Raw genomic sequence first — 17,434 nt, 5'->3', positions numbered from 1 at the left:
ACCAGACCCGACCGACGACGAGACCGAGGACCCGCCGTGACGCTCACCGAACCCGCGACGCCCGCCGTGCTGACCGGCGTGGGCGTCGGCACCTCCGCCGCCGTCGGCACCGTCGTGCTCGTCGCCCCCGCCGCCCGTCCGCCGGCCGACGAGCCGCCCGCCGCCGACCCGGCCACCGCCACCGCCGCCGTGCGCGAGGCGTTCGCCGCCGTGGCCACCACGCTGCGCGAGCGGGCCGCCGCGGCCGGCGGCACCACCGCCGACGTCCTGCAGGCCACCGCGCTGATGGCGCAGGACCCCGGCCTGATGGGCGACGTCGAGCGGCGCATCGCCGCCGACACCGGTCCCGCGAGCGCGGTCGACGCCGCCGTGGAGGGTTTCTGCGAACTCCTCGCAGCCTCCGGCCCGTACCTGGCCGAGCGGGTCACCGACCTGCGCGACGTGCGCGACCGCGTCGTCGCCCACGTCCTGGGGCTGCCGCAGCCGGGCGTGCCCGACCTGCACGGCCCCTCCGTCGTCGTGGCCGCCGACCTGGCGCCCGCCGACACCGCCACCCTGGACCTGGCGAAGGTCGTCGGGATCGTCACCGAGCTGGGCGGACCGACCAGCCACACCGCGATCATCGCCGCGCAGCTCGACGTGCCGTGCGTGGTGCGCGTCGCGGGCGCCCTGGCCCTGCCGGCCGGTGAGCGCGTGGTGCTGGACGCCCGCGAGGGGACCGTCACGCCCGACCCCTCCGCCGAGCTGGTCGAGGCCGTCGAGGCGCGCCGCGCCGCCCGCGCCGCGCTCGCGCAGGCCCCGGGCGGTCCCGGCCGCACCGCCGACGGCGTGGCCGTGCAGCTGCTCGCCAACGTCGGCGCCGTCGAGGACGCCGAGCGCGCCGCCACCGCCGCGGGCGCCGCGGCCGTGGAGGGCGTGGGCCTGTTCCGCACCGAAGTCCTCTTCCTGGAGCGCACCGCCGAGCCCACCGAGGCGGAGCAGACCGACGCCTACGCCCGCGTGCTGGCCGCGTTCGCCGGCCGCAAGGTCGTGGTGCGCACCCTGGACGCCGGCGCCGACAAGCCGCTGGCCTTCGTCGAGGTGGAGCCGGAGGAGAACCCCGCCCTGGGCGTGCGGGGCCTGCGCACCGCCCGGCGCCACCCGCAGCTGCTGACCACCCAGCTGCGCGCCCTGGCCGCCGCCGCGCAGCGCACCGGCACCGACCCGTGGGTGATGGCCCCCATGGTCGCCACCCCCGCCGAGGCGGCGGGTTTCGCCGCGCAGGCCCGAGCCGCCGGTCTGCGCACCGTCGGCGCCATGGTGGAGGTGCCCGCCGCCGCCCTGCGCGCCGAGGCGCTGCTGGCCGCCGGGCTGGACTTCGTCAGCATCGGCACCAACGACCTCACCCAGTACGCCATGGCCGCCGACCGCCTCGCCGGGGAGCTGGCCGAACTGCTCGACCCCTGGCAGCCGGCCGTGCTGCAGCTCGTGGGCCTGACCGGCGAGGCCGGTGCGGCGGCGGGCAGGCCCGTGGGCGTGTGCGGAGAGGCCGCCCGCGACCCGCTGCTGGCCCTGGTGCTCGTCGGCCTGGGGGTGACCAGCCTGTCGATGGCCCCGGCCGCCGTGCCCGCCGTCCGCTTCGCCCTGGCGCGCACCACCGCCGCCACCTGCCGCGAGATGGCCCGCGCGGCCCTGGCCGCCGACTCGCCCGAGGACGCGCGCGAGGCGGCGCTGGCCCTGGCCGACGCGGAGGTGCGGGCGTTGTGACGCCGGGGTGCGCGCGTCGAGACGCGCGCACCCCGGCGCACGGCCCCTCACAACCGCGCGTCGGTCCCCGGCCCCAGCGGCAGCCCGAGGAAGAACCAGAGCGTCAGCAGCGCCATCCACGAGATCCAGAAGCAGATCGTGAAGGGCAGGAACCGCGAGATCAGAGTCCCCAGCCCGGCCTGCGGTTCGTAGCGGCGCAGCATCGCCAGCACCACCACGATGTACGGGTTCAGCGGCGTCAGGATCTGCGTGGCGGAGTCCCCCGCGCGGAACGCCGCCTGCGTGAACGCCGGTTCGTACCCCAGCAGCGCGAACAGCGGCACGAACACCGCACCCATGATCGTCCACATCGACGACCCGGAGATGATGAACAGGTTCAGCACGCTGGCCAGCGCCACGAACGCGACGATCGCCTCGTAACCCGTCAGGTCCAGCGAGCGCAGCGCGCTCGCCCCCGCCACCGCCATCCAGGTGCCCACCCGGCTCCAGGTGAACAGCGCGATGAACTGACCCAGCACGAACGCCAGGACGATGAACGGCGCCATGTCCTTCACCGCGTCGGCCATCGCGGCGGGCACCTGCGTGATCCGCCGCAGCGTGCCGTTGGCCCGGCCGAACACCAGGGCCGGGACGGTGAGCATCACCACGACGATGAACACGACCGACCCCAGCAGCGGTGAGGTGGGCAGGTACCCGCCGTCCTCGTTGCGCATCGGGGACCCCGGCACGACGGTGAGCGCGGTCAGCGCCAGCGCGGTGAGCAGGGCCGCCAGCCCGGCGCGCCGCAGGGCGCGGCGGTCGGCGGGGGTGACGGTGAGGTCGGCGACGTCCTGCACCGCAGCCGCTCCCTCGTCGTCCGCCCGCTCCTCGGTGGGCACCCCGCCGCGGCGCAGCGCCGGTTCCAGCACGCGGGTGATGAGCAGCCCGCACACCAGGGTCAGCACGATCGAGCTGGCGATGTTGTAGTACCAGTTCGACACCGGCGTCACCGGTGTGCCCGGTACCGGCAGGGTCTGCGCCACGGCGGAGGTGATGCCCGCGAACAGGGCATCCAGGCTGGTGACCGCGATCGACGTGGAGTACCCGGCGCCCGCCGCCGCGAACGCGCCCAGCAGGCCCGCCACCGGGTGCCGCCCCACCGCTTTGAACACCATCGCCGCCAGCGGCGGGATGACGATCATCACCGAGTCCGCCATGACGCTGCCCACGACGCCGATGAACGCCACCGCGTACGGCAGCGCCCAGCGCGGTGCGCCCGCGAACGCCACCCGCACCAGGGTCGCCATCAACCCGCTGCGCTGCGCCAGGCCCACCGCCAGCAGGATCACCACGACGGTGCCCAGCGGCGGGAACGACACGAAGTTGTCGACCAGGCTCGTGGTGAACCACTGCACGCCCTCACCGGTGAACAACCCGCGCACCGCGTCCACCTGCCCCGAACCGGGGACCTCCACGGTGACGCCGGCCCACGCCATGGCGCTGCTCGCCACCGCCAGCAGCGCGAACAGGATCAGGAACAGCACGAACGGCTCCGGGATGCGGTTGCCCACCCGCTCGATGCCGCCGAGGAACCGGTCCACGCGGGTCGGTGAGACCTCCAGCCGGTCCGCCCCGCGCGCGCCGGTGCGCCCGCGCCGGCTCACGAGAGGAACCCCTCGACGTCCAGCACCCCGCCGGCGGCCTCGAACTCCGCGCGCACCGCCGCCAGCAGTTCCGCGTCGGCCAGCACGTCCAGCGCCGTCAGGGCCAGCCCCACCGCACCGTCCAGCACCCCCGCGTCGCCCGAGGGGGAACCGGCCGCCCGCGCGAACTCCGCGGTGTGCAGGGACACCTCCGGCCCCGCGACGGCGACCATCGGGTGGATCGCCGGCACCCGCACGCTGACGTTGCCCAGGTCGGTGGAGCCCGACAGGTTCTCCGGCACCACCCCCGGCGGCAGGGCGGTGCGCCCGCGGCGGCGCTGGTGCAGCGTCCAGCGCGCCGCCAGTTCCAGGTTCGACCGGATCGGCAGGTACGCCGGCTGGCGGTCCCACTCCAGCTCGTACCCGCACCCGGTCATCGCGGCCGCGGCCACCAGCACCGCCTGGACCCGCGCGCACAGGTCCGCCAGCGTCGCCGGTTCCGCCGAGCGCACGTAGTACTCGGCCACCGCCCGCTCGGGCACCACGTTGGGGCGCTGCCCGCCGTCCAGGACGATGCCGTGCACCCGGTCGGCGGGGCTGATGTGCTGGCGCATCATCGCGATGCCCTGGTAACCGGCGACCACGGCGTCCAGGGCGTTGCGGCCCATGAACGGCTGGGCGGAGGCGTGCGCCGCCACGCCCCGGTACGTCACCCGCACCTGCCGCCGGCCCAGGAACGGCTGCACCGCCACGTCGTAGCTGAACGGGTGCAGCATCACCACCGCGTCCACGCCGTCGAACGCGCCGGCGCGCGCCATCGTCTCCTTGCCGCCGCCGCCCTCCTCGGCGGGCGTGCCCAGCAGCACCGCCGTGCCGCCCACCGCGCCAGAGCGCAGCGCGTCGACGACGCCGAGGAACGCGCCGACCGCGCTCGCGCAGATGACGTTGTGCCCGCAGCCGTGGCCGATGCCCGGCAGCGCGTCGTACTCGGCGAGCACCGCCACCGTCGGGCCGTCACCGGCGCTGACGGACGCGCGCAGCGCCGTGTCCAGCTCGTGCACGCCCACCTGCGCGTCCACGCCCCGCCCGGCCAGCAGGTCCGCCACCGCGCGCACCGAGGCGTGCTCGCCGAAGGCCTCCTCCGGGTGCGCGTGCAGCCGGTGGCTCAGCTCCAGCAACTGCTCGCTCAGGCCCTCGACGGCCGCCTCGGTGGCGTCCAGCAGTTCCGGCGGGGCACCGGCGAACCCGCTGCCCAGCGGGGTGGCGCTCGCCGCGGCCCGCTGCACGCCGGCCAGCAGCGAGGCCAGGTAGGTGCGGTCGGGCGCGGCGGGCTCGGCGGGGTCCTGCCGGGGCGGGGTGCCTGGTTCTGCCATGCCCAGCAGACCTACCCCCGTCCGCCGCCGGACGCCACCGCGCCGCGCCGCGGGGAAACACGGAGTTCACCGGCGCGGGGTGCGCGGGGAGGGGGTCAGCCCGCCCGCTCGCGCAGCTCGCGCGGATCGCGCCCGGGCGGCTGCTCCGGGCGGGGCAGGTCGGGCGCGGGTGGCACGTCCAGGGTGCGCGGGGAACCCGGTTCCACGGTGAAGGGCTCGCCGTGGTGGCTGGTGTCGACCGGCCCGCCGCTCAGCACGGCGTAGGTGGCCCGCTCGCGGGTGACGCTGACCTCCAGGCAGGAACCGCGGTGCCGGGTGCGGAAGGACAGCCCGTCCAGCCCGTCGGGCAGGCGCGGGGCGAACGCCAGGCGCCCGTCGGCGTCGCGCATCCCGCCGAAACCGGCCACCAGCGCCTGCCAGGCGCCCGCCAGGGAGGCGATGTGCAGCCCGTCGGAGGTCTTGCCGCGCAGGTCGTGCAGGTCCACGAACGCCGCCTCGCGGGCGTAGTCAGCGGCCAGGTCCAGGTGCCCGACCTCCGCGGCCACGACCGCCTGCACCGACGCGGACAGCGAGGAGTCGCGCACGGTCAGGGCCTCGTAGTACTCGAAGGCGGCGCGCTTCTCCTCCAGCGTGAAGGCCTCCGGGCGCAGCTGCAGCGCCAGCACCAGGTCGGCCTGCTTGGCGACCTGGCGCCGGTACAGGCTGAAGTACGGGAAGTGGTCGGCCAGCGGGTACTGCTGCGGCGAGGTGCCCTCGAAGTCCCACCGCTTGCGGCGGGTTGAACCCTCGTCCTGCGCGTGCACGCCCGTGTCCGGGTCGCGCGGCACGTGCACCGCGTCGGCCAGCTGCGTCCACCGCCGCACCTCCTCGCCGGTGACGCCCAGGGCGTCGGCGCGCTCGGGGAAGCGCCCGGCGAACTCCACGGCGGCCCGCAGGTTCGCCTGGGCCATGAGGTTCGTGTAGGCGTTGTCGTCCACCAGGGCGCTGTACTCGTCCGGCCCGGTGACCCCGTCGACGTGGAAGCGCCCCTGCGCGTCCTCGCGGCCCAGCACCACCCACGAGCGGGCGGTCTCCACGACCACGTCGGTCACCACGTCGCGGGCGAGGTCGTCGTCGCCGGTGGCGTGCACGTACCGCACCGCGGCGTCGGAGATGTCGGCGTTCAGGTGCACCGCCGCGGTGCCGGCGGGCCAGTACCCGGAGCTCTCCCGGCCGGTGATGGTGCGCCACGGGAACGTGGCCCCCGCCAGGCCCAGCTCGGCGGCGCGCTCCTTCGCCGCCGGCAGCATCGCGTGCCGCCAGCGCAGCGCCTCGGCGGCCGCCTGGGGCCACACGTGGTTGAGCATCGGCATGACGAACACCTCGGTGTCCCAGAAGGTGTGCCCGTCGTAGCCGGTGCCGGTCAGCCCCTTGGCCGGGATGCCGCGGTCGGTGGCCTGCGCGGCGGCCTGCAGGACGTGGAAGAGCGCGAACCGCACCGCCTGCTGCAGCTGCTCGTCGCCGTCGACGCGCACGTCGGCGTGCTCCCAGAACTCGTCCAGGACCGCGCGCTGCTGCGCGGCCAGGTGCTCGAAGCCGTCGCGCAGGCCCGCCTCCAGCGCGGTGCGCAGCTTCGGCAGCAGCTCGTGGCGCGTGTCCTGCGGCGCCCAGCCCAGGGCGGCGACCTTCACCACCCGCAGCTCCTGGCCCGGTTCCAGGTGCACGTGCGCCGTGGTGACGACCCGGTCGGCGGTGGCGTGGGTGCGCACCTCCGTCTCGGCGGGTCCGGTGACGTCGTGGTCCACGAGCACGGCCACCGCCAGCGCGCTGCCGTCGGTGCGCTGGCGCACGGTGCCGCCGCGCGCGACCGCCTCGGTGCGGGGGCGGTGCAGCTGCGGGCTGCACACCACCGCCGAGCGCACCTCCACCTCCAGCGCCTCGTCCACCGCCTGCACGCGGTGGTCCACGGCGAACAGGCCGGGCCGCTCCAGCGGCACCAGCCGCTCCGAGCGGACCCGCACCCGCGCGCCGTCGGGCGAGCTCCACTCCGCCGCGCGGCGCAGCGTGCCCGAGCGCAGGTCCAGGGTGCGCTCGTGGGCGTGCAGCTCACCGGTGCGCACGTCGAAGCGCTCCGGGCCCACGAACAGCTCCACGAGGCTCGGGTCGGGGACCGCGACGATGCGCTCCTGGACCTGCGGGTACCCGTAGCTGTACTCGGGGTAGGCCATCGGCCAGAGGTCGTGCACACCGCTGAGGTACGTGCCCGGGCTGCCGCTGGGAGAGCCCTCGTCCAGCGAGCCGCGCACCCCGAGCCGTCCGTTCGCCAGCGCGAACAGCGACTCGGTGCGTTCCAGGGCCGAGACGTCCAGCTCGCCCTCGTGCACCGCCCACGGGTCGACCGCACCGAGGTCCTTGCTCGTGCTCCTGCCCGCGCCCACGCGTCCTCCGTCCTCCGCCCGCCGTCCACCGGCGGGTACCGCGCTCATCCGAGCAGGTGCTGCTCCCGAGCGCACCCGCAGCCGGCGGGGACGTCGCGGCGGGCGTCCGCGCGCAGCAGTGCGAGCGCCCCGGAGGGGAAGAGGGGGAACGCCTCGTCGTCGAACTCCTCCAGGGCCACCCACCGCACGGGTTCACCGGTGTCCAGCACGGGCGGGACGTCCTCTCGGGCAGCGCGGCGAGGGGTTCGCCGGGCACCGCGAAGACGTGGACGACCTCGTGCCCGGGCTCGCCGCGGAACGTGGAGAGGTTCTCCAGCACCCGTGGTCGGCCCGGGCACCGCGTGGTGGGGCGGGACGCCGTCGCGACCCACCACGCGGTGCCCGCGGCTCAGAGCAGCGGCGGGCCGGCGATCGCCGCGGCGGGCTTGTCCAGCGCCGTGCCCGTGCCGTCGCGGCGCCCGGGGCCCTCCGGCAGCGCCACCGCCGTGCCGGTGGGCGTGGCCGCCTCCGCCGGGCCGTGCCCGGCCCACGCCAGCAGCAGCACGTCCTCGCCGCGGGCGAAGCGGTGGCAGCGCACCCCGCCGGTGGCCCGGCCCTTGGCGGGGTACTCCGACAGCGGCGTGACCTTCGCCGAACCCAGCTGGGTGCCCGGCAGCGCCCCGGAGTCGCCGGCCACGGTCACCACCACCGCGTCCGGGTCGTCGGCGTCCACGGCCGTCATCGACACCACCTGCGCACCCGGGGACAGCCGCACCCCCGCCACCCCCGCCGCACCGCGGCCCTGCGGGCGCACCAGCGAGGCGCTGAAGCGCAGCAGCTGCGCGTCGGAGGTGATGAGCACCAGGTCCTCGGAGCCGGTGCGCAGCTGCGCGACGGCGACGACCTCGTCCTTGCGGCGGGCGGTGACGTCCTTCAGGGCGATGACGTCGACCTCCTCGCGGTTGCCGAGGGGTTCCAGCACCAGCCGCTTGACGACGCCCGTGGCGGTGGCCAGCGCGAAACCCGGGTCGTCCGGGTCCTCCACCCCCGGCACCGGCAGCGGTACCAGGCCCAGCGCGCGCTCGCCCTTGGCCAGGGTCAGGAACTCCTTGACCGCCACCCCGCCGGACAGGGTCGGGCGGCCGTTCGTCGGCGGCAGCACCGGCAGGTCCAGCACCGGCAGCCGCACCAGGCGCCCGGCGGAGGTGACGACCCCGACGTGCCCGCGCGCGGTGGCCGGTGCCGCGCAGACCACCAGGTCGTGGCGGGTGCGCCGGCCCTCGGTGCCCAGCGGCTCGGCCGCGTCCGTGCGCGCCAGCAGCCCGGTGGAGGACATCAGCACCGTGCACGGGTCGTCGGCCACCTCCAGCGCCGCCACCGCGCCCGTGGCCGGCCCGCTGGAGGTCAGCAGCACGGTGCGCCGCGGCGTGCCGTGCTCGGCGGCGACCTGCGCCAGCTCGTCGCCGACCAGCTTCCGCAGCCTGCCCTCGTCGGCGAGGACCGCCCGCAGCTCGGCGATCTGCCGGTTCAGCTCCTCCTGCTCGCGCTCGAGCTCGATGCGGGAGAACTTCGTCAGCCGCCGCAGCTGCATGTCCAGGATGTAGGCGGCCTGCGTCTCGGACAGGTCGAACACCTGCGTCAGCCGCGCGCGCGCCGCGGCCGCGTCGTCGGAGGAGCGCACGATGGCGATGACCTCGTCGATGTCGAGGATCGCCACCAGCAGGCCGTCGACCAGGTGCAGGCGTTCCTCCCTGCGCCGCAACCGGTACGCGGTGCGCCGGCGCACCACGTCGACGCGGTGCGCGATGAACACCTCGAGCAGTTCCTTCAGCCCCAGCGTGCGCGGCTGGCCCTCGACGAGGGCGACGTTGTTGATGCCGAAGGTCTCCTCCATCGGCGTCAGCCGGTACAGCTGCTCCAGGACCGCCTCGGGCACGAAACCGTTCTTCACCTCGATGACCAGGTGCAGGCCCCGGGTGCGGTCCGAGAGGTCCACCACGTCGGCCACGCCCTGCAGCCGCTTCGCCTTGACGCTGTCGGCGATCTTCTCCGTGAGCCGCTCCGGGCCCACCCCGTAGGGCAGTTCGGTGACGACGATGCCCTTGCGGCGCGCGGTGACGTTCTCCACCCGCACCGCGGCGCGGGTGCGGAACGTGCCGCGCCCGTTCGCGTAGGCGTCGCGGATGCCCTCCAGGCCGACGACCCTGCCGCCGGTGGGGAAGTCCGGGCCGGGCACGAACCGCATCAGCTCCGGCAGGTCGGCGTCCGGGTGCTTCAGCAGGTGGCGGGCCGCGGCGATCACCTCGCCGAGGTTGTGCGGCGGCATGTTCGTGGCCATGCCGACCGCGATGCCGCTGGCGCCGTTGACCAGCAGGTTCGGGAACGCCGCCGGCAGCACGCCGGGTTCCTTCAGCCGGTCGTCGTAGTTCGGGACGAAGTCCACGACGTCCTCGTCCAGGCCCGTCGTCATCAGCAGCGCCGCCGGTGCCGGGCGCGCCTCGGTGTAGCGCTGCGCGGCCGGGCCGGCGTCCAGCGAGCCGAAGTTGCCGTGCCCGTCCACCAGCGGCACGCGCATCGTGAACGGCTGCGCCTGGCGCACCAGCGCGTCGTAGATCGCCACGTCGCCGTGCGGGTGCAGCTTGCCCATCACCTCGCCCACCACGCGCGCGGACTTCACGTGCGCGCGCTCGGGCGTCAGGCCCATGTCCTGCATCATGTAGAGGATCCGCCGCTGCACCGGCTTCAGCCCGTCGCGCGCGTCCGGCAGGGCCCGGGAGTAGATGACGGAGTACGCGTACTCCAGGAACGCCCCCTGCATCTCCTGCTCGACGTCGATGTCGACGATGCGCTCGGGAGCGTCCGGCGGCGGGGGAGGGGACGTGCGTCGTGCCATGACCCCCATCTTGCCGCCCACGGCCGACACCCCCGCGCACGGCGGCGGCCGCGGCGCCGCGGTGCGCGGGCCGGGCCGGGCCGGTCAGCCGCCCCAGGGCGCGCCGAACGCGCCGTCGTGGGCGCTGTCGGCCAGGGTCCGCCGGTGCCGCTGCGAGGGCCGCGACGCCTCACCCGGTGCCGGGTGCCCCAGGCTCACGGCGGCCACCAGCCGCCGCCCGGGCGGCACCCCGAAGCGCTCGCGCACCGCCGGGTGCGCCGCCGCCGGGACCCCGAACAGGCACGCGCCCAGCCCGGCGTCCACGGCGGCCAGCAGCAGCAGCAGACCGCTCATCCCGGTGTCGACGTCCGGCCAGCGCACCTCCCACGCCGCCGCGTCGCGGTCCGGGCCGGGCTTGTCCGGGCGCGCGTAGCGCTCGGCGTAGGCGCCGGGGTCGGCCAGCAGCAGCACCAGCACCGGAGCGGTGCGCATCCCCGTCAGCCACGCGTCCGCCGGGCCCGGGCGCCCGCGGGTGGTCAGCTCCCAGAACGCCTCCCGGTCGCCCGGCGCGCGCAGCACCAGCAGGTCGCGGCCCTGGCTGTTGCCCGCCGACGGTGCGCGCAGCGCCGCCGACAGCACCCGCTCCAGCACGCCCCGCTCGACCGGCCGGGCGTCGTAGCCGCGCACCATGCGCCGCCGGCGCAGCACCTCGGCGAAGTCCACCGGCCCACCCTCCCACCCCCGCGACGGGGCCCCACTAGGGTGGCGGGCATGGTGCCGCTGCCGCCGGTGGGCTACCCGACCCGCTGGGAAGCGGACGTCGTGCTCCGCGACGGGGCCACCGCGCACGTCCGCCCCATCCGCCCCTCCGACGCCGACCTCGTCGCCGCCTTCCACTCGCGCCAGTCGGAGGAGTCGCGCTACCTGCGCTTCTTCGCCCCCATGCCGCGCCTGTCCAGCCGCGACCTGGAGCGCTTCACCAACGTCGACCACGTCGACCGCGTCGCGCTCGTGGCCACCGTGGGCGAGGACATCGTCGGCATCGCCCGCTTCGACGCCACCCCCGTGCGAGCCGGCGCGCCGCGCGCCGCCGAGGTCGCCTTCAACATCTCCGACGCCCACCAGGGCCGCGGCCTCGGCTCGGTCCTGCTGGAGCACCTGGCCGCCGCCGCCCGCGAGCGCGGCATCCGCCGCTTCACCGCCGACGTCCTGCCGCAGAACGCCAAGATGATCGGCGTCTTCCGCGAAGCCGGCTTCGAGGTCCGCCAGGGCTACTCCGACGGCGTGCTGGAGGTCTCCTTCGACATCGACCCCACCGAACGCTCCGTGGACGTCATGCGCGCGCGCGAGCAGCGCGCCGAGGCGCGCAGCGTGCAGGCCCTGCTCTCACCGTCCTCCGTGGTGGTCGTGGGGGCCAGCCGCACCCCCGGCTCGGTGGGGCACCGCCTGCTCGCCGACGTCGTCACCGGCGGGTTCGCCGGCACCGTGCACGCCGTGAACGCCGAGGCCGCCCCCGGCGAGCTGCTGCTGGGCGTTCCCGTGCTGCGCTCGGTGCGCGACCTGCCCGGCCCGGTGGACCTGGCCGTCGTGGCCGTGCCCGCCGCGGCCGTCGTGCCCACCGTCGCCGACTGCGCCTCGATGGGCGTGCGCGGCCTCGTCGTCGTCTCCAGCGGTTTCGCCGAGACCGGCCCCGAGGGCCTGGCTCTGCAGCGCGAGCTGGTGCGCATCGCCCGCGCCAACGGCATGCGCGTGGTGGGCCCGAACTCCTACGGCGTCGTCAACACCGACCCCGCGGTGCGGCTGAACGCCTCGCTGTACGGCCAGGTGCCGCCCGCCGGCCGCTTCGGCCTGTTCAGCCAGTCCGGTGCGCTGGCCGTGACGGTCCTGTCCTCCGCGCAGCGCCGCGGCCTGGGGCTGTCCACGTTCGTCTCCGCCGGCAACCGCGCCGACGTCTCCGGCAACGACCTCATGCAGTTCTGGCTCGACCACGACGCCACCTCCGCCGTGGGGCTGTACCTGGAGAGCATCGGCAACCCCCGCAAGTTCAGCCGGGTCGCGCGCACCCTGGCGCGCAAGAAGCCCGTCGTCGTCGTCAAGTCCGGCGCCTCCGGCTTCGGCGTGCCGCCCGGGCACGCCGTGCGCGCCTCGCGCGCCCCCTTCGAGGCCGTCGACAGCATGCTGCGCCAGGCCGGCGTCATCCGCGTGGAGAACGTGCACCAGCTGTTCGACGTCGCCCAGGTCGCCGTCCACCAGCCGCTGCCGGAGGGCGCGCGCGTGGCCATCGTCGGCAACTCCGACGCCCTGGGCACCCTGGCCGCCGACGCCTGCGTCAGCTGGGGCCTGCAGGTCGCCCACGGCCCCGTGGCGGTCGCCCCCTACGCGGGCGTGGAGTCCTTCACGGCAGCCCTGGAAGCGGCCTTCGCCGACCCCGACGTCGACGCCGTGGTGGCCAGCTGGGTGCCGCCCACCCCCGAACCGGACCCGGCGGTGGCCGCCGCCGTGGCCCGCACCGCCGCGGCCGGCGCCAAGACCACCGTCACCTGCTTCCTGGGCACCCGGGCCGTCTCCGCGGCGCTCGCCGGCGCCACCGGTCCCGGCGCCCCCGCCGAGGCGCTCGCCGACGCGCCCGTCGTGCCCTCCTACCCCACCCCCGAGGACGCGGTGCGCGCCCTGGCCGCCGTCGTGCGCTACGCGCAGTGGCGCCGCCGCGACCGCGGCCACCCGCTGGCGCCGCAGGGCGTGGACCTGCGCGCCGCCCGCGCCCTGGTGGAGCGGGTGCTGGCGCAGGCCCCCGACGGGGCGACGCTCGACCCCGAGCAGACGCGCGCCCTGCTGGCCGCCGGCGGCATCGACCTGCTGGCCCGCGCGGAGGTCCGCAGCGTCGAGGAGGCCGTCGAGGCCGCCGCACGGCTGGGCTGGCCGGTGGCGCTGAAGACCGTCGGGGAGGAGCTGGCCGGCCGGCAGGACCTGCGGGGCGTGCGCCTGGGCATCACCAACGCCGCCGCCCTCGCCGAGGCCGTCGCCGACATGCGCCAGGTCTTCGGCCGGCGGGCGGACGTGCTGGCCGTGCAGCGCATGGCCGGGCAGGGGGTGCCGTGCATGGTGCGCAGCACCGAGGACCCCCTGTTCGGGCCCGTGGTCAGCTTCGGCGTGGAGGGCGACCCCCTGGACCTCATGGGTGACGTCGCCTACCGCATCCCGCCGCTGACCGACGTGGACGTCGCCGACCTGGTCCGCTCGGTGAAGGCCGCCCCCAAGCTCTTCGGGCACCGCGGCACCCCCGTGATGGACGTCGACGCGCTCGAGGACGTCGTCGCCCGGGTGGCGGTGCTGGCAGACGCGCTGCCGGAGGTCGCCGAGATGCGCCTGTCGCCGGTGCTCGTCGCCGAGCGCGGCGCGCGCGTGCTGGGCGCCGAGGTGGTCCTCGCCCCGCCGCAGGGGCGCGCCGACCCCGACCGGCGCACCCTGCCCACGTAGGGGCACCCCGCGCGGGGTCCGCCCGCCGCGACACGCCCCACCGAGCCGGACGCGCACGGGGGTGCCAGCGTGTCGAGGCGTACCGGCCCCGTCCGCCCCGGAGGAACCCCGTGCGTCACCGCGTCCCCGCAGCCCTGGCCCTCGGCGCCGCCGTCGTCCTGCCCGCCGCGTGCGGCGGGGCGGACGAGGGCGCCACCTCCTCCGCGAGCAGCTCCTCCGCGAGCGCCTCCCCGAGCTCGACGGTCCCCGCCGCGGTCCAGTCCGCCGGCGCCCAGCGCGCCGTGGAGTTCGAGTACGAGGGGGAGCTGGGGCCGGCGAACTGGGCCTCGCTGTCCGAGGACTACGCCGAGTGCGCCGACGCGACGCAGCAGTCGCCGATCGACCTGGCGGGCGCCAGCACCGTCCCGCTGCCGGACCCGCGGTTCGACTACGTCACCGGGGACGTCGAGCTGAAGAACACCGTGCACACCGTGCAGGGCGTCGAGCCGTCCGGGTCCACGATGACCGTGGACGGCGAGACGTACGCCCTGACCCAGTTCCACCTGCACGAGCCGGCCGAGCACACGGTGGCCGGGCAGACGTACGCCGGTGAGCTGCACCTCGTCCACACCGACGAGTCCGGGGCCGTGGCGGTGGTGGGGGTCCTGCTGCAGGAGGGGGCCGCCGACAGCGCGCTGGCGGAGTACTTCGAGCAGCTGCCCGCGGACACCAGCGAGCAGGCCACCCTCTCCGGCTTCGACACCGCCGCGCTGCTGCCGCAGGACCGCCGGACGTACCGCTACACCGGGTCGCTGACGACCCCGCCGTGCACGGAGGGGGTGTCCTGGTTCGTCGTGCAGCAGCCCGTCGAGGTCTCCGCGGAGCAGCTGGCCGACTTCCGGTCCGTGATCGAGGAGAACTCCCGGCCGGTGCAGCCGCTGGGCGAGCGCGAGCTGCTGCTCGACGCCGACTGACGCGACGGCCCGCCGAGCGGGGTGGGCGCCGGTGGTGCCCGCGGTGGGGGAGGATGGGGGGATGCGCGAGCGCACCCACTCCCGGCGGTCCGGGCACGGCACCAGCGGCACCCCCGGCCCCGAGGGGGGCCCGGCGACCGCACCCGGCGAGCTGCCGCCCCGGCTCCTGACCGACCTCGAGCGCGCCGGCTACTACCCGGCCGTCGTCGCCGACAGCCTGCTCACCGCGCTGGCCGAGGAGGAGGTCGAGGCGCACCTGGTGCACCAGGAGACGACCTTCGACGCCAACGAGGTGCGCCGGCACGTCACCGTCCTGACCACCACCGCCACGCGCCTGCTCGTCGCGCACGCCGACGACCACGGCCCGGACGAGACGTCCCCGGAGCCGTACGCGGTGTGCTCCACCGAGTCGGTCCCCCTGGAGCAGGTCGCCTCCGTCGTGGTCTCCCAGGTCGTCACCCGCCCCGCCGACCACCGGCCCGGTTCCGTGCCCGCGGAGGTCAGCCTGACGATCAGCTGGGGTGCGGTGCAGCGCGTCGACCTCGAACCCGCCAGCTGCCCGGACCCCGACTGCGAGGCCGACCACGGCTACACGGGCACCCTGACCGGCGACGACCTGACCGTGCGGGTGGCCGGGGCCGCCGAGGGCGCCGACGCGGTGGCGGCGGCCGTCGCGTTCGCCCGCGCCCTGTCGGCCGCCACGTCGCGCTGACGGCGCGGCGACCTCGTGGTGGTCCCGTCGTGAGCGTGCCGCCGGGCGTCGCGGGTGCGGCCCTGCCGGTGCCCGCGTACGGCCGCGACACCCTCGCCGAGCTGCTGCCGGCCGCCGCCCGCTCCCTGGGCGTGACCACCGGCCCCGGACCGGGCCCCGGCCTGGACCTGCCCCCGGCCGAGCGGGTGTGCCTGCTCCTGGTCGACGGCATGGGGGAGCGGGCCCTGCAGGAGCGTTCCGGCCACGTGCCGGCGCTGCGCCGCTGGCGCGCCGACGGGGGCCACCGCGTGCTCACCGCGGGGTTCCCCACGACGACCGCCACGAGCATGGGCCTGCTGGGCACCGGCCTGCCGCCCGGGTCGCACGGGCTGGTCGGCTACGAGGTCCTCGACCCCGACCGCGACGCGCTGCTGAACCAGCTGCAGTGGGACGGGCCCGTGGACCCGCGCCGCTGGCAGCCGCACACCACCGTCTTCCAGCAGGTCGCCGCTGCCGGCGTGCCCGTCACGCGCGTGGCGCCGCCGCACTTCGACGGTTCCGGCCTGACCGAGGCCGCGCTGCGCGGCGGGCGCTTCGTGGGCACCCCCGAACGGCTGGAGGCGCGCGTCGACGCCGCGGTCGCCGCGGTGCGCGCCGCACCGCGCGGGCTCACCTACGTCTACTGGGGCCGGCTGGACCACACCGGTCACGGCGACGGCGTGGGGTCCTGGCAGTGGGGCGAGGAGCTGGCGCGCGTGGACGCCGCCGTCGCCGAGCTGACCCGCCGCCTGCCGCGGGGCACCCTGCTGCTGGTCACGGCCGACCACGGCATGGTCGACGTGCAGGCCCCGCAACGCCTGGACCTGGCCCACGAGCCCGGCCTGCGCGAGGGCGTGCGGCACGTCGGCGGGGAACCGCGCGCCGTGCAGCTGTACACCGAGCCCGGTGCCGCGCAGGCCGTCGCCCGCGCCTGGGCGAGCAGGCTGGAGGGGGTCGCGCGCGTCCTCACCCGCGCCGAGGCCGTCGCCGCCGGCTGGTTCGGGCCGGTCGAGGAGCAGGTGGCCGGCCGCATCGGCGACGTGCTCGCCGTCATGACCGGACCCACCGCGGTGGTGGACTCCGCCCGCGCGCGCCCGCAGGTGCTGCGGCTGATCGGCCAGCACGGTGCGCTCACCGACGACGAGCGCCTGGTGCCGCTGTTCACCGCGCTGCTGTGAGGGGTTCCGCGAGCCCACCGGAAGTTCCGCGGACGTCCCCGTTTGAGCCCCCCCGACCCGGGTACCCCTGTCGTTGGCAAGGGATTGGCGAAACTGCCAAGACGTCCAACGGAAGGGGCACGACATGATCTCCGGCATGAACTCCGTCGAGGAGCTCTACGGCGCCACGGTCACCGGCACGGACGGCGACAAGATCGGCAAGGTCGACGAGGTCTACCTGGACAACGCGACGAACCAGCCGGAGTGGGTGTCGGTGAAGACGGGCCTGTTCGGTTCGAACGTCTCCCTGATCCCGTTGTCCTCGGCCACGGTCAGCGGTGACACCATCACGGTGCCGTTCGAGAAGTCCATGGTCAAGGACGCTCCGCACCACGACCCCGGTCACGAGCTGAGCGAGGCGGACGAGGACGACCTGTACCGCTACTACGGCATCTCCTCCTCCGGTGGCACCGTCACCGACACCACGACCACCACCGGCACCACCGGCACGGTGGGCACCACCGGGACCACGGACGCCGGGGTGCGCGGGGCCGGTCACGACACCTCCGGGCCGAACACCGATGACGCCATGACGCGCTCGAAGGAGGAGCTGCACGTGGCCAAGGAGTCCCGTGAGGCGGGCCGGGCGCGGCTGCGCAAGTACATCACCAGCGAGACCGTGACCCGCAGCGTGCCGGTGAACCGCGAGGAGGTCGTGGTCGAGCGTGAGCCGATCACCGAGGCCAACCGTGGTGCGGCGATGTCGGGTGGGGACCTGACCGAGGAGGAGCACGAGGTGACGCTGCACGAGGAGCGCGCGGTGGCCGCCAAGGAGACGGTGCCGGTGGAGCGGGTGCGTCTGGGCACGCAGACCGTGCAGGAGGAGCAGAGCGTCTCCGCCGAGGTGCGCGAGGAGCACATCGACCTCGACGCCGGCCAGGAGGCCACCACGAAGCGCGACCGCTCCTGAGCGAGGAGCACGCCGAGGTCGTCCGCTCGGCCGAGGAGCTGCGTGTGCAGCGGGTGCGCGTGCCCAGCGAGCGCGTGCGCATCCGCAAGGAGGTCGTCTCCGAGGTCCGCACGGTGCAGGTGCCGGTGCGCGTCGAGC

At 75.9% G+C, this 17,434-nt stretch carries 13 protein-coding genes; 7 read left to right on the top strand and 6 right to left on the bottom strand.

Going from position 1 to position 17,434, the window contains the following annotated elements; all coding sequences use genetic code 11:
- Positions 1-36 precede the first annotated feature (36 nt).
- Positions 37-1,746: a phosphoenolpyruvate--protein phosphotransferase gene (gene ptsP / locus ACRYR9_RS08050; RefSeq protein WP_432494638.1), complete on the top strand. Its 1,710-nt coding sequence runs from the start codon at positions 37-39 to the stop codon at positions 1,744-1,746.
- A gap of 47 nt (positions 1,747-1,793) precedes the next feature.
- On the opposite strand, the gene ACRYR9_RS08045 is transcribed toward ptsP, so the two are convergent.
- From ACRYR9_RS08045 to ACRYR9_RS08020, 6 genes are all read right to left on the bottom strand, one after another.
- Entirely contained in the window at positions 1,794-3,389 is a 1,596-nt protein-coding gene (locus ACRYR9_RS08045; protein ID WP_432494640.1) for an AbgT family transporter, read from the bottom strand.
- Complete coding sequence (locus ACRYR9_RS08040) at positions 3,386-4,741, bottom strand: M20 family metallopeptidase (RefSeq protein WP_432494642.1); 1,356 nt, start codon at positions 4,739-4,741, stop codon at positions 3,386-3,388. Before ACRYR9_RS08040 ends, ACRYR9_RS08045 begins: the two co-directional genes overlap by 4 nt.
- A 95-nt stretch (positions 4,742-4,836) precedes the next feature.
- Complete coding sequence (locus ACRYR9_RS08035) at positions 4,837-7,206, bottom strand: glycoside hydrolase family 65 protein (RefSeq protein ID WP_432540184.1); 2,370 nt, start codon at positions 7,204-7,206, stop codon at positions 4,837-4,839.
- Positions 7,203-7,367, bottom strand: a complete 165-nt coding sequence (locus tag ACRYR9_RS08030) for a hypothetical protein (RefSeq protein WP_432494646.1) — start codon at positions 7,365-7,367, stop codon at positions 7,203-7,205. The genes ACRYR9_RS08035 and ACRYR9_RS08030 overlap by 4 nt, the downstream gene beginning before the upstream one ends.
- 179 nt (positions 7,368-7,546) lie before the next feature.
- A complete protein-coding gene (locus ACRYR9_RS08025; RefSeq protein ID WP_432494648.1) occupies positions 7,547-10,030 on the bottom strand; it encodes a DNA gyrase/topoisomerase IV subunit A in 2,484 nt (827 codons plus the stop codon).
- 84 nt (positions 10,031-10,114) lie between these two features.
- Complete coding sequence (locus ACRYR9_RS08020; protein WP_432494650.1) at positions 10,115-10,732, bottom strand: nitroreductase family protein; 618 nt, start codon at positions 10,730-10,732, stop codon at positions 10,115-10,117.
- A 48-nt stretch (positions 10,733-10,780) separates the two neighbouring features.
- Between ACRYR9_RS08020 and ACRYR9_RS08015 the strand changes: the two genes are divergently transcribed.
- The 6 genes from ACRYR9_RS08015 to ACRYR9_RS07990 form a co-directional block, all read left to right on the top strand.
- The gene (locus tag ACRYR9_RS08015; RefSeq protein WP_432494652.1) at positions 10,781-13,486 is read left to right on the top strand and encodes a bifunctional acetate--CoA ligase family protein/GNAT family N-acetyltransferase; all 2,706 of its coding nucleotides are present in this window, start codon (positions 10,781-10,783) and stop codon (positions 13,484-13,486) included.
- A gap of 110 nt (positions 13,487-13,596) precedes the next feature.
- On the top strand, positions 13,597-14,439 hold the full coding sequence (locus ACRYR9_RS08010) for a carbonic anhydrase (protein ID WP_432494654.1): 843 nt from the start codon (positions 13,597-13,599) through the stop codon (positions 14,437-14,439).
- 61 nt (positions 14,440-14,500) lie between these two features.
- Positions 14,501-15,151 (top strand): DUF5998 family protein, encoded by a 651-nt coding sequence (locus ACRYR9_RS08005; RefSeq protein ID WP_432494656.1) that lies wholly within the window; start codon positions 14,501-14,503, stop codon positions 15,149-15,151.
- Positions 15,152-15,180: 29 nt separating this feature from the next.
- Positions 15,181-16,347 carry an alkaline phosphatase family protein gene (locus tag ACRYR9_RS08000; RefSeq protein WP_432494658.1) on the top strand — a complete coding sequence of 389 codons (1,167 nt, stop codon included), beginning with the start codon at positions 15,181-15,183 and terminating at the stop codon, positions 16,345-16,347.
- A gap of 124 nt (positions 16,348-16,471) precedes the next feature.
- Positions 16,472-17,296 (top strand): DUF2382 domain-containing protein, encoded by an 825-nt coding sequence (locus ACRYR9_RS07995; protein ID WP_432509691.1) that lies wholly within the window; start codon positions 16,472-16,474, stop codon positions 17,294-17,296.
- Positions 17,297-17,340: 44 nt separating this feature from the next.
- Positions 17,341-17,434 (top strand): hypothetical protein (locus tag ACRYR9_RS07990; RefSeq protein ID WP_432540185.1); only part of this gene is annotated, 94 nt, incomplete at its 3' end.

It is taken from the genome of Kineococcus auxinigenes (genome assembly GCF_050871525.1).
Classification (GTDB): Bacteria; Actinomycetota; Actinomycetes; order Actinomycetales; family Kineococcaceae; genus Kineococcus.
Note: the sequence above shows the minus strand (reverse complement) of the source record. Positions and strands in the feature narration are given on the sequence as shown.